The organism is Lentibacillus halodurans (genome assembly GCF_900112045.1).
In the GTDB taxonomy this organism is placed as follows: Bacteria; Bacillota; Bacilli; order Bacillales; family Amphibacillaceae; genus Lentibacillus; species Lentibacillus halodurans.
In genome coordinates, this window is sequence record NZ_FOJW01000007.1 from 20,095 (window position 1) to 38,481 (window position 18,387).

Here is an 18,387-nt window from a genome sequence, read left to right on the forward strand (position 1 = left end):
TATTCTCTCGTTTTGACATTTCCTTGTCAAGTGACGAGCAGCAAAGGCGCTACCGCCCCATCCTGCTTATACAGCTCGATATTCTGTTAACAGAATTTTTAAATCTAGCTGAATTTTAAAAGTCAAGGGGGTTGATCGCTGGTCCTATGCATTCCTAATAAGGGCTATTCTTTCTTGGTCTTCATGAGGCGATACTTATGGAATCGCTGTTCAATGAGTCCTTTTTCTTTTAAGTTTTCCATATTACTTTCAAACAGGCTATACTCATCTTCCCTCGGTTCCAGTTCTTCGATTGAAACGGTCTGCGGGTACTTTTTCTCAAGGTCATATAGTATACATTGTTCAATCAAATTAAGATTGTACTTTTGGGCAACCTTATGTATGATGTCCTTCATGCTTAAACCCTCTCAATAAGGTATGATTAATATTTTTCATACTCATTTAATTTTAAAAGAATTTTTTTCCATTGGCAATTAATATATCATTTTCCCAGATAAGAACATCATGTTTCCGTTATATGATTATGCTATTGTCGTACTACAGCTTCCCAGAAGTCGGTATGGAAAACACTTGATTTTATGCTGGCAAATCAACATCCGATACGATAGTAACGACAAAAGGTGCATGCTAAAATATAACTTTTTAGAATAGCTGTTTAACTTTTAAAGAGAAGGGGGAAGGGAGAGGAGAACTGATTCAGTATACCCTAACATGGAGACTCCACTGGAACAAATCAGTGAGGCTATGAGGTGACAGTTGTTGAGGGCACAATCACAAAAAGAGGTGGCAACGATTCCATGCTCCTTGATAACGGCACTGAGTATTCATTCGAACGACTAGTTACGTGATCATGTAACTCTTTGGACAACCATTCAAATAGAAGATGGCATTGTTTTGATTATGGAGTCAGGGGAGGAAACAGGTAAACAATAAGCGCATAAATTTACCTTCAGAATCATTTAAAATGGGCTGTCAAAAATTCATTATTAGGTTATCTTTTGGTGTCAGCCCACTTGTATAGAGTAAATCATTACTTATTAGTTACTAATTCAACCGCCACCAACTACTAATAGTGTTTTGTGAGTAATGTTAATATAAATGATCTTTAATCCAGCAAGTATCCAATACTTACTCAAGTGAAAAGGAACCGGATTTTCGTTAATTACTTCTAAGTATAGTTTAATGCGCTCTTTCTAATTTTCCCTTGGAATTAAACCTGTAGGACTAAAAATATCATTTTTTCCATTGGCATCGGTTCCTTACTCTTCAATTAAAATATATTATAAAGTGAATTTTAAGATGTTCTCTCGACTGCTTTCTTTGTAAGGACCAGCTCTGTTAATCCTCGCGCAATAGTTGATAAATAGGAAGGCGGTGGAGTCGCAATGTTTTGATTTACCATAGTTTAGTTATTGGTTTTGTTATCGCTCTTTGGGACAATATACTTATTCTGTTACGATCCTTCGCTCCTTTTCAAGAGAATATTGTAAGCACATTTCTGCGACTAGTGAACAACGATCAACAAACATATCGAAGCGAATATTTTCATGTCTTGCGTGTGGACCATCCCCAGGGATGCCAAGTCCATCCAGTGTTGGCACACCAATCGAAGAGGTGAAATTTCCATCACTTCCACCACCGACACTTGTTGCTTGTAACTTAATTCCAACTCTCTGACTTGCTTTTTCTGCAATTGTATACAAAGATTGATTAGCATTGTTCCTTTCTAAAGGTGGTCGATTTAAATCCCCTTCTATTCGAAGTTCAATCCGCTTATCTTCGGGTGTTAAAGTTTCAATAACCGTTTTAATCCGATCACCCTCATCTGCTGTTTTGAAACGTAAATCAACATCAATTTCAGCGGTATCCGGTACGACGTTGGTAACACTGCCACCACGGATTGTACCGACGTTCACGGTTGTACCACATTCATAATCGGTTAAGCTTTCCAGTTTTTGTACGATTTTGGCCATTTCTAAGATCGCATTAACACCATCTTCATGATGATTACCGGCATGGGCACTAACGCCTTTTGCACTAACGTGAAAAATTCCCACGCCTTTACGTTCTGTTTTTAGGGCATTGGAGTTAGCTTCAGGTGGTTCCATAATAAAGACAGCATCACAGGATTTGGCTACATCCTCAATAATTGGCCTTGATGTCAGACTTCCGATTTCTTCATCAGATGTAAATAAAAATACCGGTGAAATAGGTAGTTCATTTTCTGTTTGCGTTAGTGAATATATAGCCCAAATGGAAGAGAGTAACCCGGCTTTCATATCAAAAACTCCTGGTCCATATATGCGATCTCCTTGTTCGATTACTTCTAGTTCCCCGATTTTCCAGACAGTATCAAAGTGACTTAAAAACAGAATTCGTGGTTTCGTAGAATCAATTATTTCATATTGGATATGAGGACGTCCATCTACATTGTGTTCTGTGAGTGTAAACATTTCCTGAAACTTCTCTTGGAATAGATCCTTCAAAACGTTTGCACATGTATGAGTTGCCCTTAAATCGTTACTTGGTGATTCCACTTGAGTAAGTTTTAGTAATTCAGCTTTAATTTGACTTTGATTATTTTCCAAAAAGGAATGATTTTTAATCATAGTAAGCACCTCATATTATATGTTGATATTTAAATATTCCCAGTAAACTATTACTCAACAACTATTTGAAAAATCCATTGTGGTAGGCACTTTATATTAATTTTACATGTTATATCCGTATTATGGAAGTGATAATAGTATGAAGTTTGGCTAATATCTAAATTGTAAAAAAATACTATTGACTTTAATATGGCGAGTCGTTATTATTAGATAAAATATTCTAAAAAAATTATTAATAGATCAATCAGAATACTAAAAGGGAGGATGTCCTAGTGCAAAATATAAAAGCTTACATCGAAGAGAATCGTGAATACTACATTAATTGGTTGAAAGAATTTTGTGAGATTCCAAGTGTTGCTGCTCAGAACAGAGGGATGACGGAAAGTGTAACTTATCTCAAGGAATTGTTTAATGAAGCATTTGACCAGTCTCCAGAAGTATTAGAAACAAAGGGTTATCCAGTCGTATTTTCTCATTTAAAAGGAACAGAAGATATGACATTAAGTTTTTATAACCACTATGATGTCCAGCCTGAAGACCCGGTAGAATTGTGGGACACTCCGCCTTTTGAACCCACTATAATTGGCGAGCAAATGTATGCTCGAGGTATTGCAGACAACAAAGGGAATTTAATTGCTAGACTTGCTGCAATACATGCCATTAAAAATGTTACAGGTGAACTTCCCATTAATATTAAATTCATATTCGAAGGTGAAGAGGAAATTGGCAGCGTAAGCTTACCTGAATTTTCAGATAGATATGCGGATAAAATTCAGGCTGATGGTTGTGTATGGGAGTTTGGCTATAGAGACGGGGACCATCGGTTACAACTATCGTTAGGTGTAAAAGGAATGCTCTATGTGGAGTTGTTCTCAAGAGGAGCCAATACCGATTTGCATTCCGCACAAGCTTCAATTGTCGAAAGCCCGGTTTGGCGACTCGTATGGGCTTTAAATTTATTAAAGGATGAAAACGAAAAAATCTTAATTCCCGGTTTTTATGATGATATTATCCCGCTTACAGAAGAAGATCAAGAAATGATTGAACACTACTGCCTAAATGAAGATTTCTTGCTTGATCATTTAGATATCTCAAATTTTGTAAACGGGCTTGAAGGTGAAAAATTAAAAGTTAAACACATATTTGAACCAACATGTAATATTTGCGGTATACAAAGTGGTTATACTGGTGAAGGTTCGAAAACAGTGCTTCCTTCAAAAGCTTTTGCAAAGGTAGATTTTCGGTTAGTACCAGGTCAAGATCCTGAAAAAATATTAAGGGATCTTCGTAATTATCTTGATGATCATGGGTTTACAGATATAGGTATTCGTAGTTTTACAAAAGAGGAAGCAGCAAGAACATCTCCTAATGAACAAATTACAATAGCTGCAATTAATACAATTCAGGCCAGTACAAACGAGATGCCCAATGTCATACCAAATACACCCGGGACAGGTCCAATGTTTGAACTATGTCAGAAACATGGAATACCAGCTGTTTCGTTTGGAGTAGGTCATTTCGCATCTAACAATCATGCGCCCAATGAAAATATATTTATTGAGGACTTTTTAGAAGGCATTAAAATGATGGCTTCATTTGTATTTCATTTTAAAGACGAAATGGAGAAACGAGAGGAAGAATCCTATGACAAAGCTAAAAGATAATGATGTTTTTCACAAATTGAAAGGGCTCGATCCGGTTCTACATGATACAGTATTGTCAATTTATGAAGAACTTGTTCAAATCAGAAGAGACTTTAGAAAACATCCGGAATTATCTTTTCAAGAATATCGTACCGCCTCTATCGTGGGTGATTATTTAAGAAGATGGGGGTATGACGTGGAGGAAGAAGTTGGAGATACTGGGGTAATTGGCTTACTTCAGGGAGAGGAGGAAGGTAAGGTATTTGGTTTAAGAGCTGATATGGATGCCCTTCCGATGAACGATGAAATTGAGCAAGATTATAAGAGTATAAATGAAGGGGCAGCACATACCTGTGGTCATGATATGCATATGGCAAATTTGCTTGGGGTTGCAAAAGTTTTCTCTATTTTGGGGTTGAAGAAAGGAACATTAAAGTTAATTTTTCAACCTGCAGAAGAAATTGGTGTTGGTGCAAAAAGAATGATTGATCAGGGAGCACTTGAAAATCCAAAGATGGATATGATGGCGGGTTTACATGTTCACCCGACAGTAGGAGTAGGTAAATTTTCCATATCCGCTTCAACGTATAGTGGTGCTGCTGCTGACTTTTTCCAGCTAGACGTACACGGTAAAGGGGGGCACGCGGCCTATCCACATTTGACAGTAGATCCAGTGACTATTACTTCTCAAATTTTAGTAGCCTTCCAACAAATCGTGAGCAGGAAGGTAAATCCAATAGACTCGGCGGTAATAAGTGTCGGCAATATTAATGGCGGGACAAAAAATAATATCATTCCAGAGAAGGTAACTGTTAAAGGAACGGTCAGGACTCTTGATCCGGAAGTAAGAGAATTAGTTTCGAGTCATATGAAAAAGATTGCGTCTTCGATTGCTGAATCATATGGAGGGAGCTGCGATTTGCAATATAATTATGGACCTCCATCTATTAAGATAGATGAGGATGCAAAACAGCTATTTATTGAATCTGCAATTGAGTTATTCGGAAAAGAAACGATTAAATATTCTCAACCTTCAATGGGCGGTGAAGATTTCTCCAGTTTTTCTCAAGAGGTTCCATCGTTTTTTTTCAGGTTAGGGACAAATTCCGGCAAATCAACGGCATACAGTAACCATAATCCAAAGTTTAATGTTGACGAACGTGCATTGTTATACGGTGTTACTATTTTGACACATTTGACAGATAAATTTTTAAATAAGGAGGCGTTTTAGTGAAGAAGAAAATCCTTTGGCCAATATTAGTGGTATTTGTGTTATTAATTGCAGGGTGTTCAAATGAAAGCGGGGGTGAGAGTGAGTCAGAGGGATCGGGGGATCCGGAAGAGAATAGTGATTCCAAAAGGTTAGTTATTGCTAACGGAACAGATATTGTCTCTTTTGATATTCATGATCACAATAATACTAGTACAGAAGCGGTTCACGTTAATATGTTTAACTATCTTGTTAGGAACGATGCTGAAGAAGGATTTGTTTCTGATCTTGCTGAGAACTGGGAAAACATAGACGAGAATACTTGGACATTCACCTTAGAGGAAGGAGTTACATTCCATAATGGCGAGGAGCTCACAGCTGAGGATGTTAAATATACACTTGAGCGTGTTGCAAATGATGATACATTACTGGAATATGGCTCTTATCAACAAATTGAAGAAGTAGAGATTCTAAATGATTATGAGTTTAACATTCATACTCATGAATCGGAGCCTGCACTGCTGAATAGACTGTCACGTCTTGGGTCAGGTATTCTGCCGAAGGATTATATAGAATCTGAAGGTTGGGATGTGTTTCTCGAAGAGCCAGTTGGTTCAGGACCTTATAAACTAAAGGAATGGAGAAAAGATGACCAACTAGTTCTAGAACCTTTTGAGGATTATTTTGGTGAAGAACCGAAGTGGGAAGAAGTCGTATTTAGAACTATTCCTGAAGATTCAACACGTGTTTCTGAAGTCTTAACCGGTGGGGCCGATATTGCAGTTAATATTCCACCAACAGATATAGAACGTATTGAACAAGAGGACGGAGTATCAATAGTAACTTCACCATCACAACGTGTTATGCTATTTGCACTTCGTACTCAAGGAGATTACCCAACCGCGGATCCAAAAGTTCGTGAGGCCATCGATTTAGCAATTGATAAAGAGGCAATTGTAGATTCACTTCTGGAGGGATATGGGACACCAACCAGAACACGCGTGACGCCAGGTAATGTGGGAGCGAATGAGGATTTGTATGATACGCAAGTCTATGACCCGGAAAAAGCCAAAGAGCTACTCGCTGAAGCTGGCTATGAGAATGGGGTGAATATAACGCTAAGCGCACCTAATGGTCGGTATTTAAAAGATAAAGAATCTGTTGAGTTAATGCAAGCAATGCTTGAAGAAGTCGGTATTACTGCTGAGTTAGAAATGTTGGAATGGAGTGCATTCTCTACAAGATACTCGGATAAAGATTTTGAAGATGTGTTTTTTATTGCATATGGAAACTCCATGTTTGATGCCTCGCTTGCTTTACAACGTTTAACAAAAGAACAAGCAGCTGGAGAGACCGACTACGATAATCCTGAAACAGAGCAACTATTGCAAGATGCTATGTCTAATATGGATCCCGAAGAACGTGTAGAGCAATATCAAAAAGCACAAGAGATCATAGCAGAAGATCGGCCACAAATTTATTTGTATCAAATTGACTCTATTTATGGCGTTAACGATAGAGTGGATTTCACACCGAAATTAAGTGAAATGCTATATGTAGATGAAATTACATTAAAATAGAAGGGGGTAATCCCCCCTTCTATTTTCTAAAGAGGAGGAATACTCTTTGAAATACTTTGCTCAAAGTTTACTAAAAACCATTCCTGTTCTATTCCTCATTACCCTAATTGTTTTTATCCTCGTACGTGTTACAGGTGACCCAGTTTCCTTAATGATATCAGAAACAGCAACTGACGAAGAGCGTAAGGCATTAAGAGAGTCGCTTGGTTATAATGATCCAATCTATATTCAATACTTTGATTATATGGGTGATTTAGTCAAGGGAGATTTCGGTGATTCACATAGATATGAAACAGATGCCCTGAATCTAGTCATTGAACGATTGCCTGCCACCATTGAATTAGCAATTGCCTCCATGGTCATAGCGATTATTATGTCTGTACCATTAGGTATATTATCAGCGATAAAACGTAATAGCTTTTTAGATTTGTTTGTTACAGGCGGGGCAGTTTTGGGAAAGGCAATGCCTAACTTTTGGTTAGGTATTATGCTGATTTTATTTTTAGCTGTCAATATAGAAGTATTTCCTGTGTCTGGGAGAGGGACTTTTTTGCATCTCGTACTGCCTTCGATTGCACTTGGAACAGGCATTGCTGCTGAAATGACAAGATTAATACGCTCCAGTATGCTCGAAATTCTGGGGCAGGATTTTATACGGACTGCAAGAAGTAAAGGACTGCGGGAAGCAATGGTCGTAAACCGGCATGCATTTCGTAACGCATTAATCCCTGTGGTTACGATAATGGCTCTTCAAACATCAACACTAATTGGTGGTACATTGATTACTGAGACTGTGTTTGCTTGGCCTGGTATTGGCCAGTTACTGATCCAGGCTGTCAACTTGCGTGATATGGCTGTTGTACAAGCTGCAGTTTTTATAATTGCAATATTTGTTATTTTAAGTAATCTAACCGCTGATCTAGTTTATAGACTTCTTGATCCAAGAATTAAGTATGACTAAGGAGGGTCGTTATTATGGAAAATCTAACGGAAAGTATGGATGCAGTTCCTGAACGTAAGGAAAGCCTGATTAAAAAAATGGTATACCAATTATTTAAAAGTAAAACAGGTACGATTGGTTTAGTGATTGTTATATTTGTATCATTAGTCGCTGTTTTTGCTCCTGCTCTCGCCATGCATGACCCGGCAGAAACAGATGCAGTCAATCGATTACTCCCTCCTTTTTGGCTGGATGGGGGAAGTACGGAATACCTTTTGGGCACGGATAACTTAGGTCGTGACGTATTGAGCAGAATTATATATGGATCACGCGTTTCCTTATTAGTTGGTATAAGTGCTGTGCTATTAGCGGGTTTGATTGGAATCATTTTTGGACTTATAGCAGGGTATTATGGTAAGACCTGGGATTTTATTATTATGAGAACAGTGGACTCTTTTTTAGCCATTCCGAATATATTATTTATGTTAATTATTTTAGCAGTGTTAGGGCCAAGTCTAGTGACATTAATCCTTGTCCTCGGTGGTACAACGTGGGTAGTCTATGCCAGAATGGTCCGCAGTGAGACCTTAAGTGTGAAGGAAAGAGATTATGTTCGTTCTGCCCGTGCAATAGGGGCCAAAAATTTTAGAATCATAGTCAAGTATGTTTTGCCAAATGTCATTTCTTCTTTTATTGTTATCGCAACATTAAATGTTGCGTCTACGATTATTTTGGAAGCTAGTTTAAGCTTTTTAGGTCTTGGGATACAACCGCCTGATGTATCATGGGGGCTTATGTTAAGTGATGGCAGAGAATATATAGCGACAAGCTGGTGGGTTGCAACCTTTCCGGGATTAGCCATAACACTGACAGTCCTTGGTGTTATATTCCTGGGTGATTGGCTGCGAGATGTACTTGATCCTAAAATTAAAGACTAAAAGTGAGGTGCGGACATGGGAGAGCAACTTTTAGATATACAGGATTTAAAAGTTCGATTCAAAACAGATGATGGGTATGTATCAACGGTTAATGGCGTCACGTTTCACATGGAAGAAGGAGAAACGTTAGCAATAGTGGGGGAGTCAGGCAGTGGAAAAAGTGTGACGTCTTTAGCTTTGATGGGAATACTGCCCCCTAATGGAGAAGTATATGATGGAAATATGACATTTGAAGATAAAAATTTGCGTGAGATTAGTAAAAAAGAATATAGAAAACTGCGTGGTAATGAAATGTCAATGATTTTCCAGGAACCAATGACCGCCTTAAACCCCGTTTTTACAATAGGATTTCAGTTGAGAGAATCATTGATGTTACATTTTAATTTGTCTAAGGATGAAGCGCAAAAAAAAGGAATTGAAATGCTTGACCTTGTAGGTATTCCTGATTCAGAGAAAACGATGAGCCGTTTTCCTCATCAACTTTCAGGAGGAATGCGTCAACGTGTGATGATTGCTATGGCGTTATCATGTAATCCGAAATTGCTAATAGCTGATGAACCAACCACAGCTTTAGATGTAACCATACAATCACAAATATTAAAGCTTATGAGAGACCTTAAAATAGATTCAAATACTAGTATACTCATCATTACACATGATTTGGGAGTAGTCGCTGAAGTGGCTGATCGGGTTGTTGTCATGTATGCTGGTGAAGTTGTAGAGGAAGCACCAGTGTATGAATTATTTGAAAACCCGAAACACCCATATACAAAGGGGTTAATGTCATCTATGCCCAAAGTTCACGAGGTGGTGGATGATTTATATTCAATAGAAGGTACTGTGCCTAATCCTTCAAAAATGCCTGCAGGGTGTAAATTCCACCCAAGATGTCCCCTGGCAGATGAAGAATGTACACTTGTTCATCCAGATTTGGAATACATTAATGAAAGTCATGCAAAAAGGTGTATTAAAGTTTAGGAGGGGAGATAGATGGCAGAAATAAATATAGAAAATAATAGAGTGGAAGAAGAAATTATTTTAGAGGTACAAAATTTAAAAAAGCATTTTGAAATTTCCAAGGGCTTTATTAATAAAGAAGTATCTACTGTACGAGCTGTTGACGGCGTTGATTTTGAAGTATTTAAAGGAGAAACATTAGGTATAGTTGGTGAAAGCGGCTGTGGCAAGTCGACCACAGGGCAACTGGTTTTAGGCTTATTAGAACCTACTGAAGGAAAAATATATTTTCAGGATAATGAAATCTCAGCATTAAATCAAAAGGAACTCAGAGCGGCAAGAAGGAATTTACAAGTAATATTTCAAGACCCATATTCCTCATTAAATCCAAGAATGACTGTAGAAGATATTATTGGGGAACCATTAGTTGTTCATAAATTGGCATCAGGAAAAGAGTTAAGGAAAAAAGTTCTAAGGCTCATGAATTTAGTCGGGTTGCAGGAACACCAAATGAAAAGATACCCGCACGAATTTAGTGGAGGACAGCGTCAGCGTATAGGAATTGCAAGAGCACTTGCACTTGAACCAAAAGTTATTGTTTGTGATGAAGCTGTTTCAGCATTGGATGTTTCTATACAGGCTCAGATATTAAATCTTTTAAAAAAGTTACAAAGACAGCTGGATTTAACTTATATTTTCATAGCTCATGGTTTACCTGCTGTCCGTCATATAAGTAATCGGATAGGTGTTATGTATTTAGGAAGAATGGTAGAGTTAGCTGATAGAAATGCTATATTTGAAAAGCCGCTCCATCCTTATACCTATGCATTATTAGATTCGGTACCTATACCAGACCCCAAGTTACGAAAAGAAAGCCAAGTAATAGAAGGGGAAATACCAAATCCAAGCAACCCGCCATCAGGCTGCCATTTTCACCCAAGATGTCCATTTGCAAATGATGTTTGTAAAAATGAAGTACCTGAGTATAGGGAAATATTTGATGGCCACTATGTTGCCTGTCACTATCCATTGACTGACCATGAAACTCAGGTTATCTCAACCGAAAAGGAGAAATCATAAAGTTTAATATTGCTATGATTACGCGTTAACAAGATTTCAGGAAAGCCCTTAATTCAGTTATTGTTGTTTCAGTAGGAGGCATTTCATGAGTCAACAAATAAAAGAAACCGTTTCACCAATTGTTAGAAGTACCTATGAAAAATTAATGGAAAACAAAACAATTCAAGAGACGTTAAAGTTTATTGAATCGGATCATCGTCGTACGGTGGAGGAGCAGATTGCCATTACAGAAATTCCAGCACCTCCATTCAAAGAGGAAGTACGTGCAAGGAACGTTAAAAAACGATTAGAAGATTTAAGTCTTTCGGATGTTCGTATGGACAAGGAAGGAAACGTATATGGTGTTAAACATGGAACAGGCTACGGACCGAAAATATTTATATCTGCTCATCTGGATACCGTATTTCCAGAAGGTACAGATGTAGGTGTAGCTAAAAAAGGCAGGATTTTATCTGCACCGGGAATTAGTGATGATACAAGAGGGTTAGCAGAATTACTTGCTGCTATTAGAGCAGTAAATCAAACGAATCTTCCTATAATTGGAGACGTTGTTTTTGGTGCAACGGTTGGAGAAGAAGGGGCTGGAGATTTACGAGGGGTAAAGGCGTTTTTTGATGAAAATAAGGATATTGATGGTTTTATTTCCATTGATGGACCGGACGTTAGCAGTATTATTTACTTAGGAACTGGAAGTTATCGTTATACCATTATATTTAAAGGAGATGGGGGACATAGTTTTGGTGCTTTTGGCATTCCGAGTGCAACACATGCATTAGGTAGGGCAATTGCTGCTATTTCAGACTTCAAGACAAAAGAAGATCCCAAAACGACATTTACAGTTGGAGAAGTTTGGGGTGGAACGTCCGTAAATGCGATTGCGGCAGAGGCTGGAATGACTGTTGATTTACGATCAAATGATCAAACGGAACTAAAGCAATTGGAAGAGGAGCTTTTGCGGGTTATTCATGAATCGGTTGAGGCAGAGAATGCAAGATGGGAGAGTAATAGATTAACAGTGGAAATCAATAGGTTTGGAAATCGTCCACCAGCAAGTCAACCATCAGAGGCACCTATTGTAGAAGCTGCATTTGGAGCAATTGAAAAAATTGTTGGCAAACCATCTTTAGTAGGTGCGGTTAGCACAGATGCCAACCACCCTATGAGTTTAGGGATTCCCTCAATAACAATTGGGTTAGGAGGTAAATCGGGGGGAACTCACACTCTTGATGAATGGTATGATCCTACAGAAGCTTATATTGGTATCCAAAAAAACTTTCTGACCATACTGGGATTAGTAGGTGTAGAGGGCGTTTGTGAACCATTGTTAGGCAGACGAGAGGATACATGATTGAACTTCATAAATAATTGGGGGGAAGCTCTAAAGGGGATTAGAAAGATAGTCTTAATTCAATAAGGTTGCCGTGTCATCTTAAAGGTGGTACGGCAACAATTATTTTTGTTCATTGTTTAAAGGTGGAGTTAAAAATTTGCAAAATAAACTTCTGTGTATACCCCCTTATTTATTTTTCAAAAATCATAGACAAAATTCTCAAAGTTTAGTATTATTCTATTTAAGCAAATTAAGGAAAAATAAAGGATAATTTCCTTAAATATTTGAAGATATTGGTTGTTACAAAACGAAAAAAATCGGGAGGGAGAAGTGAAAAATATCTTTGTTGATCATATATAGATAGCTGATTCTTAACGAATGACTAAATCCAGAAACGATTATTGAGTTTTTAAAAGGTGAATATGCATGCAAATTTTAATTGGAGTCATTGGACCAAAGGAATCGATTGAACGAATTTTAAAAGTTTCTGAAGAATTCAATGAGATAGAGCTCATCCCATTTGTTTATGAAAATTTGAGTGAAATAGAAGATATTATTAATCAAAACAAGTCTTTTATAGATCAGTGGCTGTTTTCAGGGATCATGAATTATACCTTTGCTATGGACAGAAAGTTAATTCAATCACATCAAGGATCATACCCCCCATTACATGGTTCAAGTTTTTTTGGGATATTAATGGAAGCCCAATTAAATGAAAAACAAATCTTTCAACGGATTAGTATTGATACGGTAACCGATATAGAAATATCTAAAATATTATCTTATTACCATTTGGATTCTTTAAACTACTATAGTGCGCCGTATAAAGGATACAACAAATTATCTGAAATAGCTGACTTCCATCGTTCGTTATTTCAGAAAAATCATACAGAGATAGCGATAACGTCAATTAAGTCTATCTATGAACAATTAAAAAAGGACGGCGTGTTGGTATACAGGCTAACCCCATCATATTTGGCCATTAAACTGACAATTGAATTATTAGTGAAAAGAGCACAAACAACTCGGTTTGAGAACTTGCAAATGGCTATTATAGGTTGCAGCGTGATTCACAATGTTGATGATAATAATGAATTTTACGCGCTATTCAAATGGAGACATCATGAATTAGATGTAAAGAAATCATTATTGAAATTGACGCAAAAAATGAATGGTTCATTTGTAAGTCTGGGGGACGGTTTTTATTTTATTTTTACGACTAAAGGGGAAATAGATGGATCTGAACATGAGTTATTCAAGTTTATGAGTGCGTATATAACGCAGGAAACATTCTCCCTAAGAATGGCAATCGGCTATGGAGAAACTGTTACCCAGGCGGAACAAAATGTCAGGTATGGCCTAAGCCAGATTCAACATGAAAAGGAGCCATCATTACTAATAATTGACAAAAATTATTCCGTTACTATGAAAACTCCTGATCAAAAAAATTCATTGTTGAGTTCAAAGTTAATCAAAGAAGATATCATTTCAAAATTTGGTAAAGATGCCCCGATTAATCATAAAGATGTTCTGCGAATAGCCACATATTCCTATAAATATAATAAAAATGAATTTACTTCTCAGGATGTATCAAGGTGGTTGCAAAGTACTGAACGCAATGCAAGAAGAATTTTAACTGAATTGGAAAGTGCCGGTATATTAATAAAGTGTGGAAGTGTAAGTTTGAAACAGCGGGGGAGACCAAAAATAGTATATCAATTTGCAGAAAATTTTTTATACTAGCAATAACTAAAATTTCCAATATGAAACGCAGCTTATATTACACTGAATCATACTTAAATGAGGTATTAAAATGACTGAATTGAGAGAATGGTTAGAGGATACGTTTTATGCGTTAAATTTAACCGATAAAGAAAATATTCATAAAGGTTTTTCACGTTTAGGCTATACGAAGGAGGAAGCTGCTGCACACAATCAATTTCTGAAAATTGCAGACGGACTGGGGCTCAATACTTACCGTGATGAAATTGGCAATCAGTGGGCTGTATGGGAGGTTGATAAAAGCAAAAAAACCATTGCGATGGGTTCACATCTTGATACAGTTTACAATGGCGGCGGTTATGATGGGGTTGCAGGTATATTATGTGCTTTAGCATCAATTAAAATGTTAATGGATAAAAAAGTCAAGCCGAATAGAAATGTAGCCATTATATGTTTTGCTTCAGAAGAATCTGCCCGGTTTGGGATTTCAACAATCGGCAGTAAAGGTATCACTGGCCAACTTGACAAGGATAAGATAGCTGATATTGGCGATAAAGACGAAATGACCATAAAACAAGCAATAGAAGAATTTGGTTTAAGTTGGAACGATATTGAGAATGCAGAACTGCCAACTGATAAAATTGAAAGCTTTTTGGAGTTACACATTGAACAAGGGAACATTTTACAAGAAAAACACGCCGATATTGGTATCGTAAACGGAGTAGCTCGTCCCATCAGGTTTGTTGTTAAGGTAAGGGGACAGGCAAATCATACAGGTACAACACCAATGAATAAACGGCGGGATGCACTCGTTGAAGCTGCACCGCTAATAAGTTTTATCAATAATGAGGCTCAAAAGGTTTATGAATCTTCTTCATTGGTTGCTACAGTAAGTACTTTAAAACTGACCCCGAACGCAATGAATATCATTCCTGGGGAAGTAGAATTAGGCATCGATATTCGAAGTGTTAAGGACCAGGTGAAACATGATTTTGCCGCAAAATTTAAGGCGTTTTGTTCAGAAACAGAGAAAGAAAACAATGTAACGATCGATATTCATACATTAGTCGATGATCAGTCGATAACGCTGGACAATAAGCTTCAAAATAAATTATTAAAAGCAGCTCAAAAAGAGGGGCTAAAAACGTTAAAAATGGATAGTGGAGCAGGACATGATGTGATGAACATGGCTCAGAAATGGCCATCAGGATTAATATTTATTCCGTGCAAAGATGGGATTAGTCATCATCCTGAAGAGTACACTTCACTCGATCATTTAGTGAAAGGGAGTCAAGTTTTGCAGAGGTTTCTGGAAGAAGAGTTAAATCATAATCCTATTAAATAAGGATGAAACGGAGGACTAACAATGAAAAAGTTTGTGGAAGATTACATCATTGAGCATAAAAAATGGTTTGAACAAGTTAGTGAATATATTTATCAACATCCTGAAACCAGATTTGAAGAGTATGAGTCCGCTGAGTACTTAGCCAAAGTATGTGAAGAGCAGGGTTTTATAGTTGAACGCAATGTTGCGGGAATTGAAACAGCATTTACAGCTACTTATGGTACGGGTGATCCGGTAATAGCCTTCCTGGGTGAATTTGATGCACTGTCAGGTTTGAGCCAAGAACCCAATGCAGTAAGTTATCAGCCTATGGAGCGGGATATTGGACATGGATGTGGCCACAATTTATTAGGGACCGGCGCTTTTGCAGCAGCATGCGCCACAAAAGCATACCTCGAAAAGCATCATATTCCTGGCACCGTTAAGTTTTTCGGTTGTCCGGGTGAGGAAGGTGGATCCGGAAAGACGTTTATGGTAAGAGAAGGAGCTTTTGAGGGTATAGATGCGGCTTTAACTTGGCATCCCTCTCCTTCCAATTCGATTATGAGTTTATCGAGTTTAGCGAATTATCAAGTATATTTCAAATTCAGAGGGGTCTCAGCACATGCTGCCAACACCCCCCATTTGGGAAGAAGCGCTTTAGATGCAGTGGAACTTATGAATATCGGTGTCAATTATTTGCGTGAACACATTATGCAAGAAGCGCGTCTGCACTATGCTGTAACGAACACTGGCGGGATATCACCGAATGTTGTTCAGGCAAATGCTGAAGTCCTTTATTTAATACGTGCACCGAAAGTTAATCAAGTCGATGATATTTTTAATCGGGTCAAGAAAATAGCTGAAGGTGCGGCATTAATGACAGAAACTGAGTTGACGATTGAATTTGACAAAGCATGTTCGAATTATATCCCGAATCGTAATTTGGAGCAGTTATTATATAAGAATTTTAAAGAAGCAGGTGTTGAAGAGCCTGCCCCTGAGGAAATTAAATACGCCAAGGAACTTTGGTCTACGTTTAGTAAATCCGAACAGGAAAATTATTTAGATCCCATGAAAGGCTTTGGTTATATGGGAGACGGAAGTGAATTTTCCGGCAAGTACTTGTCTGACTCTATTTCTGACTATTATCCTTCTAAGGATATCTTAGCCGGATCGACAGATGTTGCTGATGTTAGCTGGGTTGTACCGACTGCACAATTAACGTCATCTACGTCTGCACTCGGAACGGCACTTCATACGTGGCAAATGACTGCACAAGGGCTCAGTAATTATGCCAATAGAGGAATGTTCCGCTCAGCTGAAACAATGGCGTTGACAGCACTTCAGTTATTTACGAATGAGGAAAATCTTAAGGAAGTACAACATGAGTTTGCTGTATTTAGAGAAAAGAATGAATACACGAACCCTATCCCAAGTGATGTGACACCTTCAAAACTTAATGAACGATAAGCTATAAGTCCAGGTATATGAAGGAATCAAAAGTCTAGTAGAAATGGAGGATATTATGAAAAATAAAAAAGGCTTGTTTCAAAGATTCCTGGATCTGGTTGAAAAAGTAGGGAATAAACTGCCGGATCCATTTATCTTATTCATCGGATTAGCTATTCTAATGATACTTGTTTCGTATATTTTCAATCTGTTTAACGCTTCCGTCGTTCACCCCGGGACCGGGGAAGAACTGAATGTCAAAAATTTATTATCGAGTGAAGGCTTACAATTTATCCTGACATCAATGCTTGAGAATTTTACTGGGTTTGCGCCATTGGGATTGGTATTAGTCATGATGCTGGGTATAGGTCTTGCTGATAAAATAGGATTGCTAGATTATACGATTCGAAAGACGATATTAAATTCTCCTTCATATTTAATAACTTATACAGTCGTGTTTGTAGGTATGTTAGGCAATTTGGCTTCAGACGCCGCAGTTGTTCTTATACCTCCGCTTGCTGCATTGGTTTTCTACAAACTTGGCCGTCACCCCCTTGCAGGGTTGGTAGCAGGCTTCGCTGGTGCAGGAGCTGGTTTTACGGCGAACTTATTTATTGCTGGTACTGATGCTTTGCTGTCAGGTATATCGACCGAAGCGGCTGCCATCATTAATGATTCAATCGTAGTTACACCAATCGATAATTGGTATTTCAATATTATCTCTGTATTTGTGCTGACAATTGTTGGTGGTCTTATTACATCCAGGTTTATTGAACCACGGTTAGGAAAATATGAAGGCGATGCAGTTGAAGAAGAAGATACGGAAGAGCTGCCGAATGGGGCTAAAGGTTTTCGAAATGCTATTATTGCAGGAGGGTTATATATTGCAATAATCGTTTTGCTCATTCTGATACCAAATAGCCCATTAACAGGTGAAGATGGCAGCATTGTTCCATCACCATTTCTGGATGGGATCGTACCGATTATTTTAATCTTTTTTGTCATCGTAGGGGTAACGTTTGGTATAACTGTCGGAAAAATCAAATCAGGAAAAGATGTCAGTGACTATATGGCTGAATCTATGAAGGATATGGCTAGCTATATTGTTTTGGTGTTTGCAATTGCACAGTTTATCGCCTACTTTAATTGGTCTAATCTGGGGACATGGGTTGCTGTAAATGGTGCCGAATTTTTAAAGGACATTGAATTCACTGGTGTTGGGTTAATCCTGGGGTATATTATATTTACAGCTTTAATGAACTTTTTAATAACGTCGGGTTCAGCAAAATGGGCAATAGAAGCTCCGGTTTTTATACCTATGTTCATGCAGCTTGGGTATAATCCGGCCTTTACCCAAGTAGCTTACCGTATTGCTGATTCGTCCACGAACATTGTTACACCCTTGTTTCCCTATATGGTCATTATCTTGGCATTTATGAAACGGTATGATAAAAATGCCAGCATAGGAACTTACATTTCACTCATGCTGCCTTATAGTCTTGCATTTTTGGGTGTGTGGATTATATTACTTTTGATATTTTTCTATGCAGGTATTCCATTCGGTCCTGGGGTCACCCCATTTCTGTAATATATGATTGGAGG

The 18,387-nt window shown here is 37.9% G+C and carries 14 protein-coding genes; 12 read left to right on the forward strand and 2 right to left on the reverse strand.

All coding sequences use genetic code 11. The annotated features are described in order from the left end of the window. Positions 1-164 precede the first annotated feature (164 nt). Both BM195_RS09655 and BM195_RS09660 read right to left on the reverse strand, forming a co-directional pair. Entirely contained in the window at positions 165-395 is a 231-nt protein-coding gene (locus tag BM195_RS09655; RefSeq protein ID WP_090237150.1) for a hypothetical protein, read from the reverse strand. A 1,050-nt stretch (positions 396-1,445) separates the two neighbouring features. Continuing rightward, a complete protein-coding gene (locus tag BM195_RS09660) occupies positions 1,446-2,609 on the reverse strand; it encodes a M20 family metallopeptidase (RefSeq protein WP_090237154.1) in 1,164 nt (387 codons plus the stop codon). A gap of 272 nt (positions 2,610-2,881) precedes the next feature. Between BM195_RS09660 and BM195_RS09665 the strand changes: the two genes are divergently transcribed. From BM195_RS09665 to BM195_RS09720, 12 genes are all read left to right on the forward strand, one after another. After that, positions 2,882-4,273 (forward strand): M20/M25/M40 family metallo-hydrolase, encoded by a 1,392-nt coding sequence (locus tag BM195_RS09665; RefSeq protein WP_090237157.1) that lies wholly within the window; start codon positions 2,882-2,884, stop codon positions 4,271-4,273. Further along, positions 4,254-5,483 (forward strand): M20 metallopeptidase family protein, encoded by a 1,230-nt coding sequence (locus BM195_RS09670; protein WP_090237159.1) that lies wholly within the window; start codon positions 4,254-4,256, stop codon positions 5,481-5,483. The genes BM195_RS09665 and BM195_RS09670 overlap by 20 nt, the downstream gene beginning before the upstream one ends. After that, entirely contained in the window at positions 5,483-7,042 is a 1,560-nt protein-coding gene (locus BM195_RS09675; RefSeq protein WP_090237162.1) for an ABC transporter substrate-binding protein, read from the forward strand. The genes BM195_RS09670 and BM195_RS09675 overlap by 1 nt, the downstream gene beginning before the upstream one ends. Before the next feature lie 46 nt (positions 7,043-7,088). Beyond that, on the forward strand, positions 7,089-8,003 hold the full coding sequence (locus BM195_RS09680) for an ABC transporter permease (protein WP_090237165.1): 915 nt from the start codon (positions 7,089-7,091) through the stop codon (positions 8,001-8,003). A gap of 35 nt (positions 8,004-8,038) precedes the next feature. Beyond that, a complete protein-coding gene (locus BM195_RS09685) occupies positions 8,039-8,920 on the forward strand; it encodes an ABC transporter permease (protein WP_425283913.1) in 882 nt (293 codons plus the stop codon). Positions 8,921-8,935: 15 nt separating this feature from the next. Then, entirely contained in the window at positions 8,936-9,898 is a 963-nt protein-coding gene (locus BM195_RS09690) for an ABC transporter ATP-binding protein (RefSeq protein ID WP_090237169.1), read from the forward strand. Positions 9,899-9,910: 12 nt separating this feature from the next. Continuing rightward, positions 9,911-10,957, forward strand: coding sequence for an ABC transporter ATP-binding protein (locus tag BM195_RS09695; protein WP_090237171.1), 1,047 nt, complete (start codon positions 9,911-9,913; stop codon positions 10,955-10,957). Between the two features lie 85 nt (positions 10,958-11,042). Continuing rightward, positions 11,043-12,305 carry a M20/M25/M40 family metallo-hydrolase gene (locus BM195_RS09700; protein WP_090237174.1) on the forward strand — a complete coding sequence of 421 codons (1,263 nt, stop codon included), beginning with the start codon at positions 11,043-11,045 and terminating at the stop codon, positions 12,303-12,305. Between the two features lie 408 nt (positions 12,306-12,713). Further along, complete coding sequence (locus BM195_RS09705; RefSeq protein ID WP_090237177.1) at positions 12,714-14,030, forward strand: hypothetical protein; 1,317 nt, start codon at positions 12,714-12,716, stop codon at positions 14,028-14,030. Between the two features lie 70 nt (positions 14,031-14,100). Beyond that, positions 14,101-15,354, forward strand: coding sequence for a M20 family metallo-hydrolase (locus BM195_RS09710; RefSeq protein ID WP_090237180.1), 1,254 nt, complete (start codon positions 14,101-14,103; stop codon positions 15,352-15,354). Positions 15,355-15,375: 21 nt separating this feature from the next. Further along, complete coding sequence (locus BM195_RS09715; RefSeq protein WP_090237182.1) at positions 15,376-16,806, forward strand: M20 family metallopeptidase; 1,431 nt, start codon at positions 15,376-15,378, stop codon at positions 16,804-16,806. A 55-nt stretch (positions 16,807-16,861) separates the two neighbouring features. After that, positions 16,862-18,373 carry an AbgT family transporter gene (locus BM195_RS09720; RefSeq protein WP_170848217.1) on the forward strand — a complete coding sequence of 504 codons (1,512 nt, stop codon included), beginning with the start codon at positions 16,862-16,864 and terminating at the stop codon, positions 18,371-18,373. The last annotated feature ends 14 nt before the right edge of the window (positions 18,374-18,387 follow it).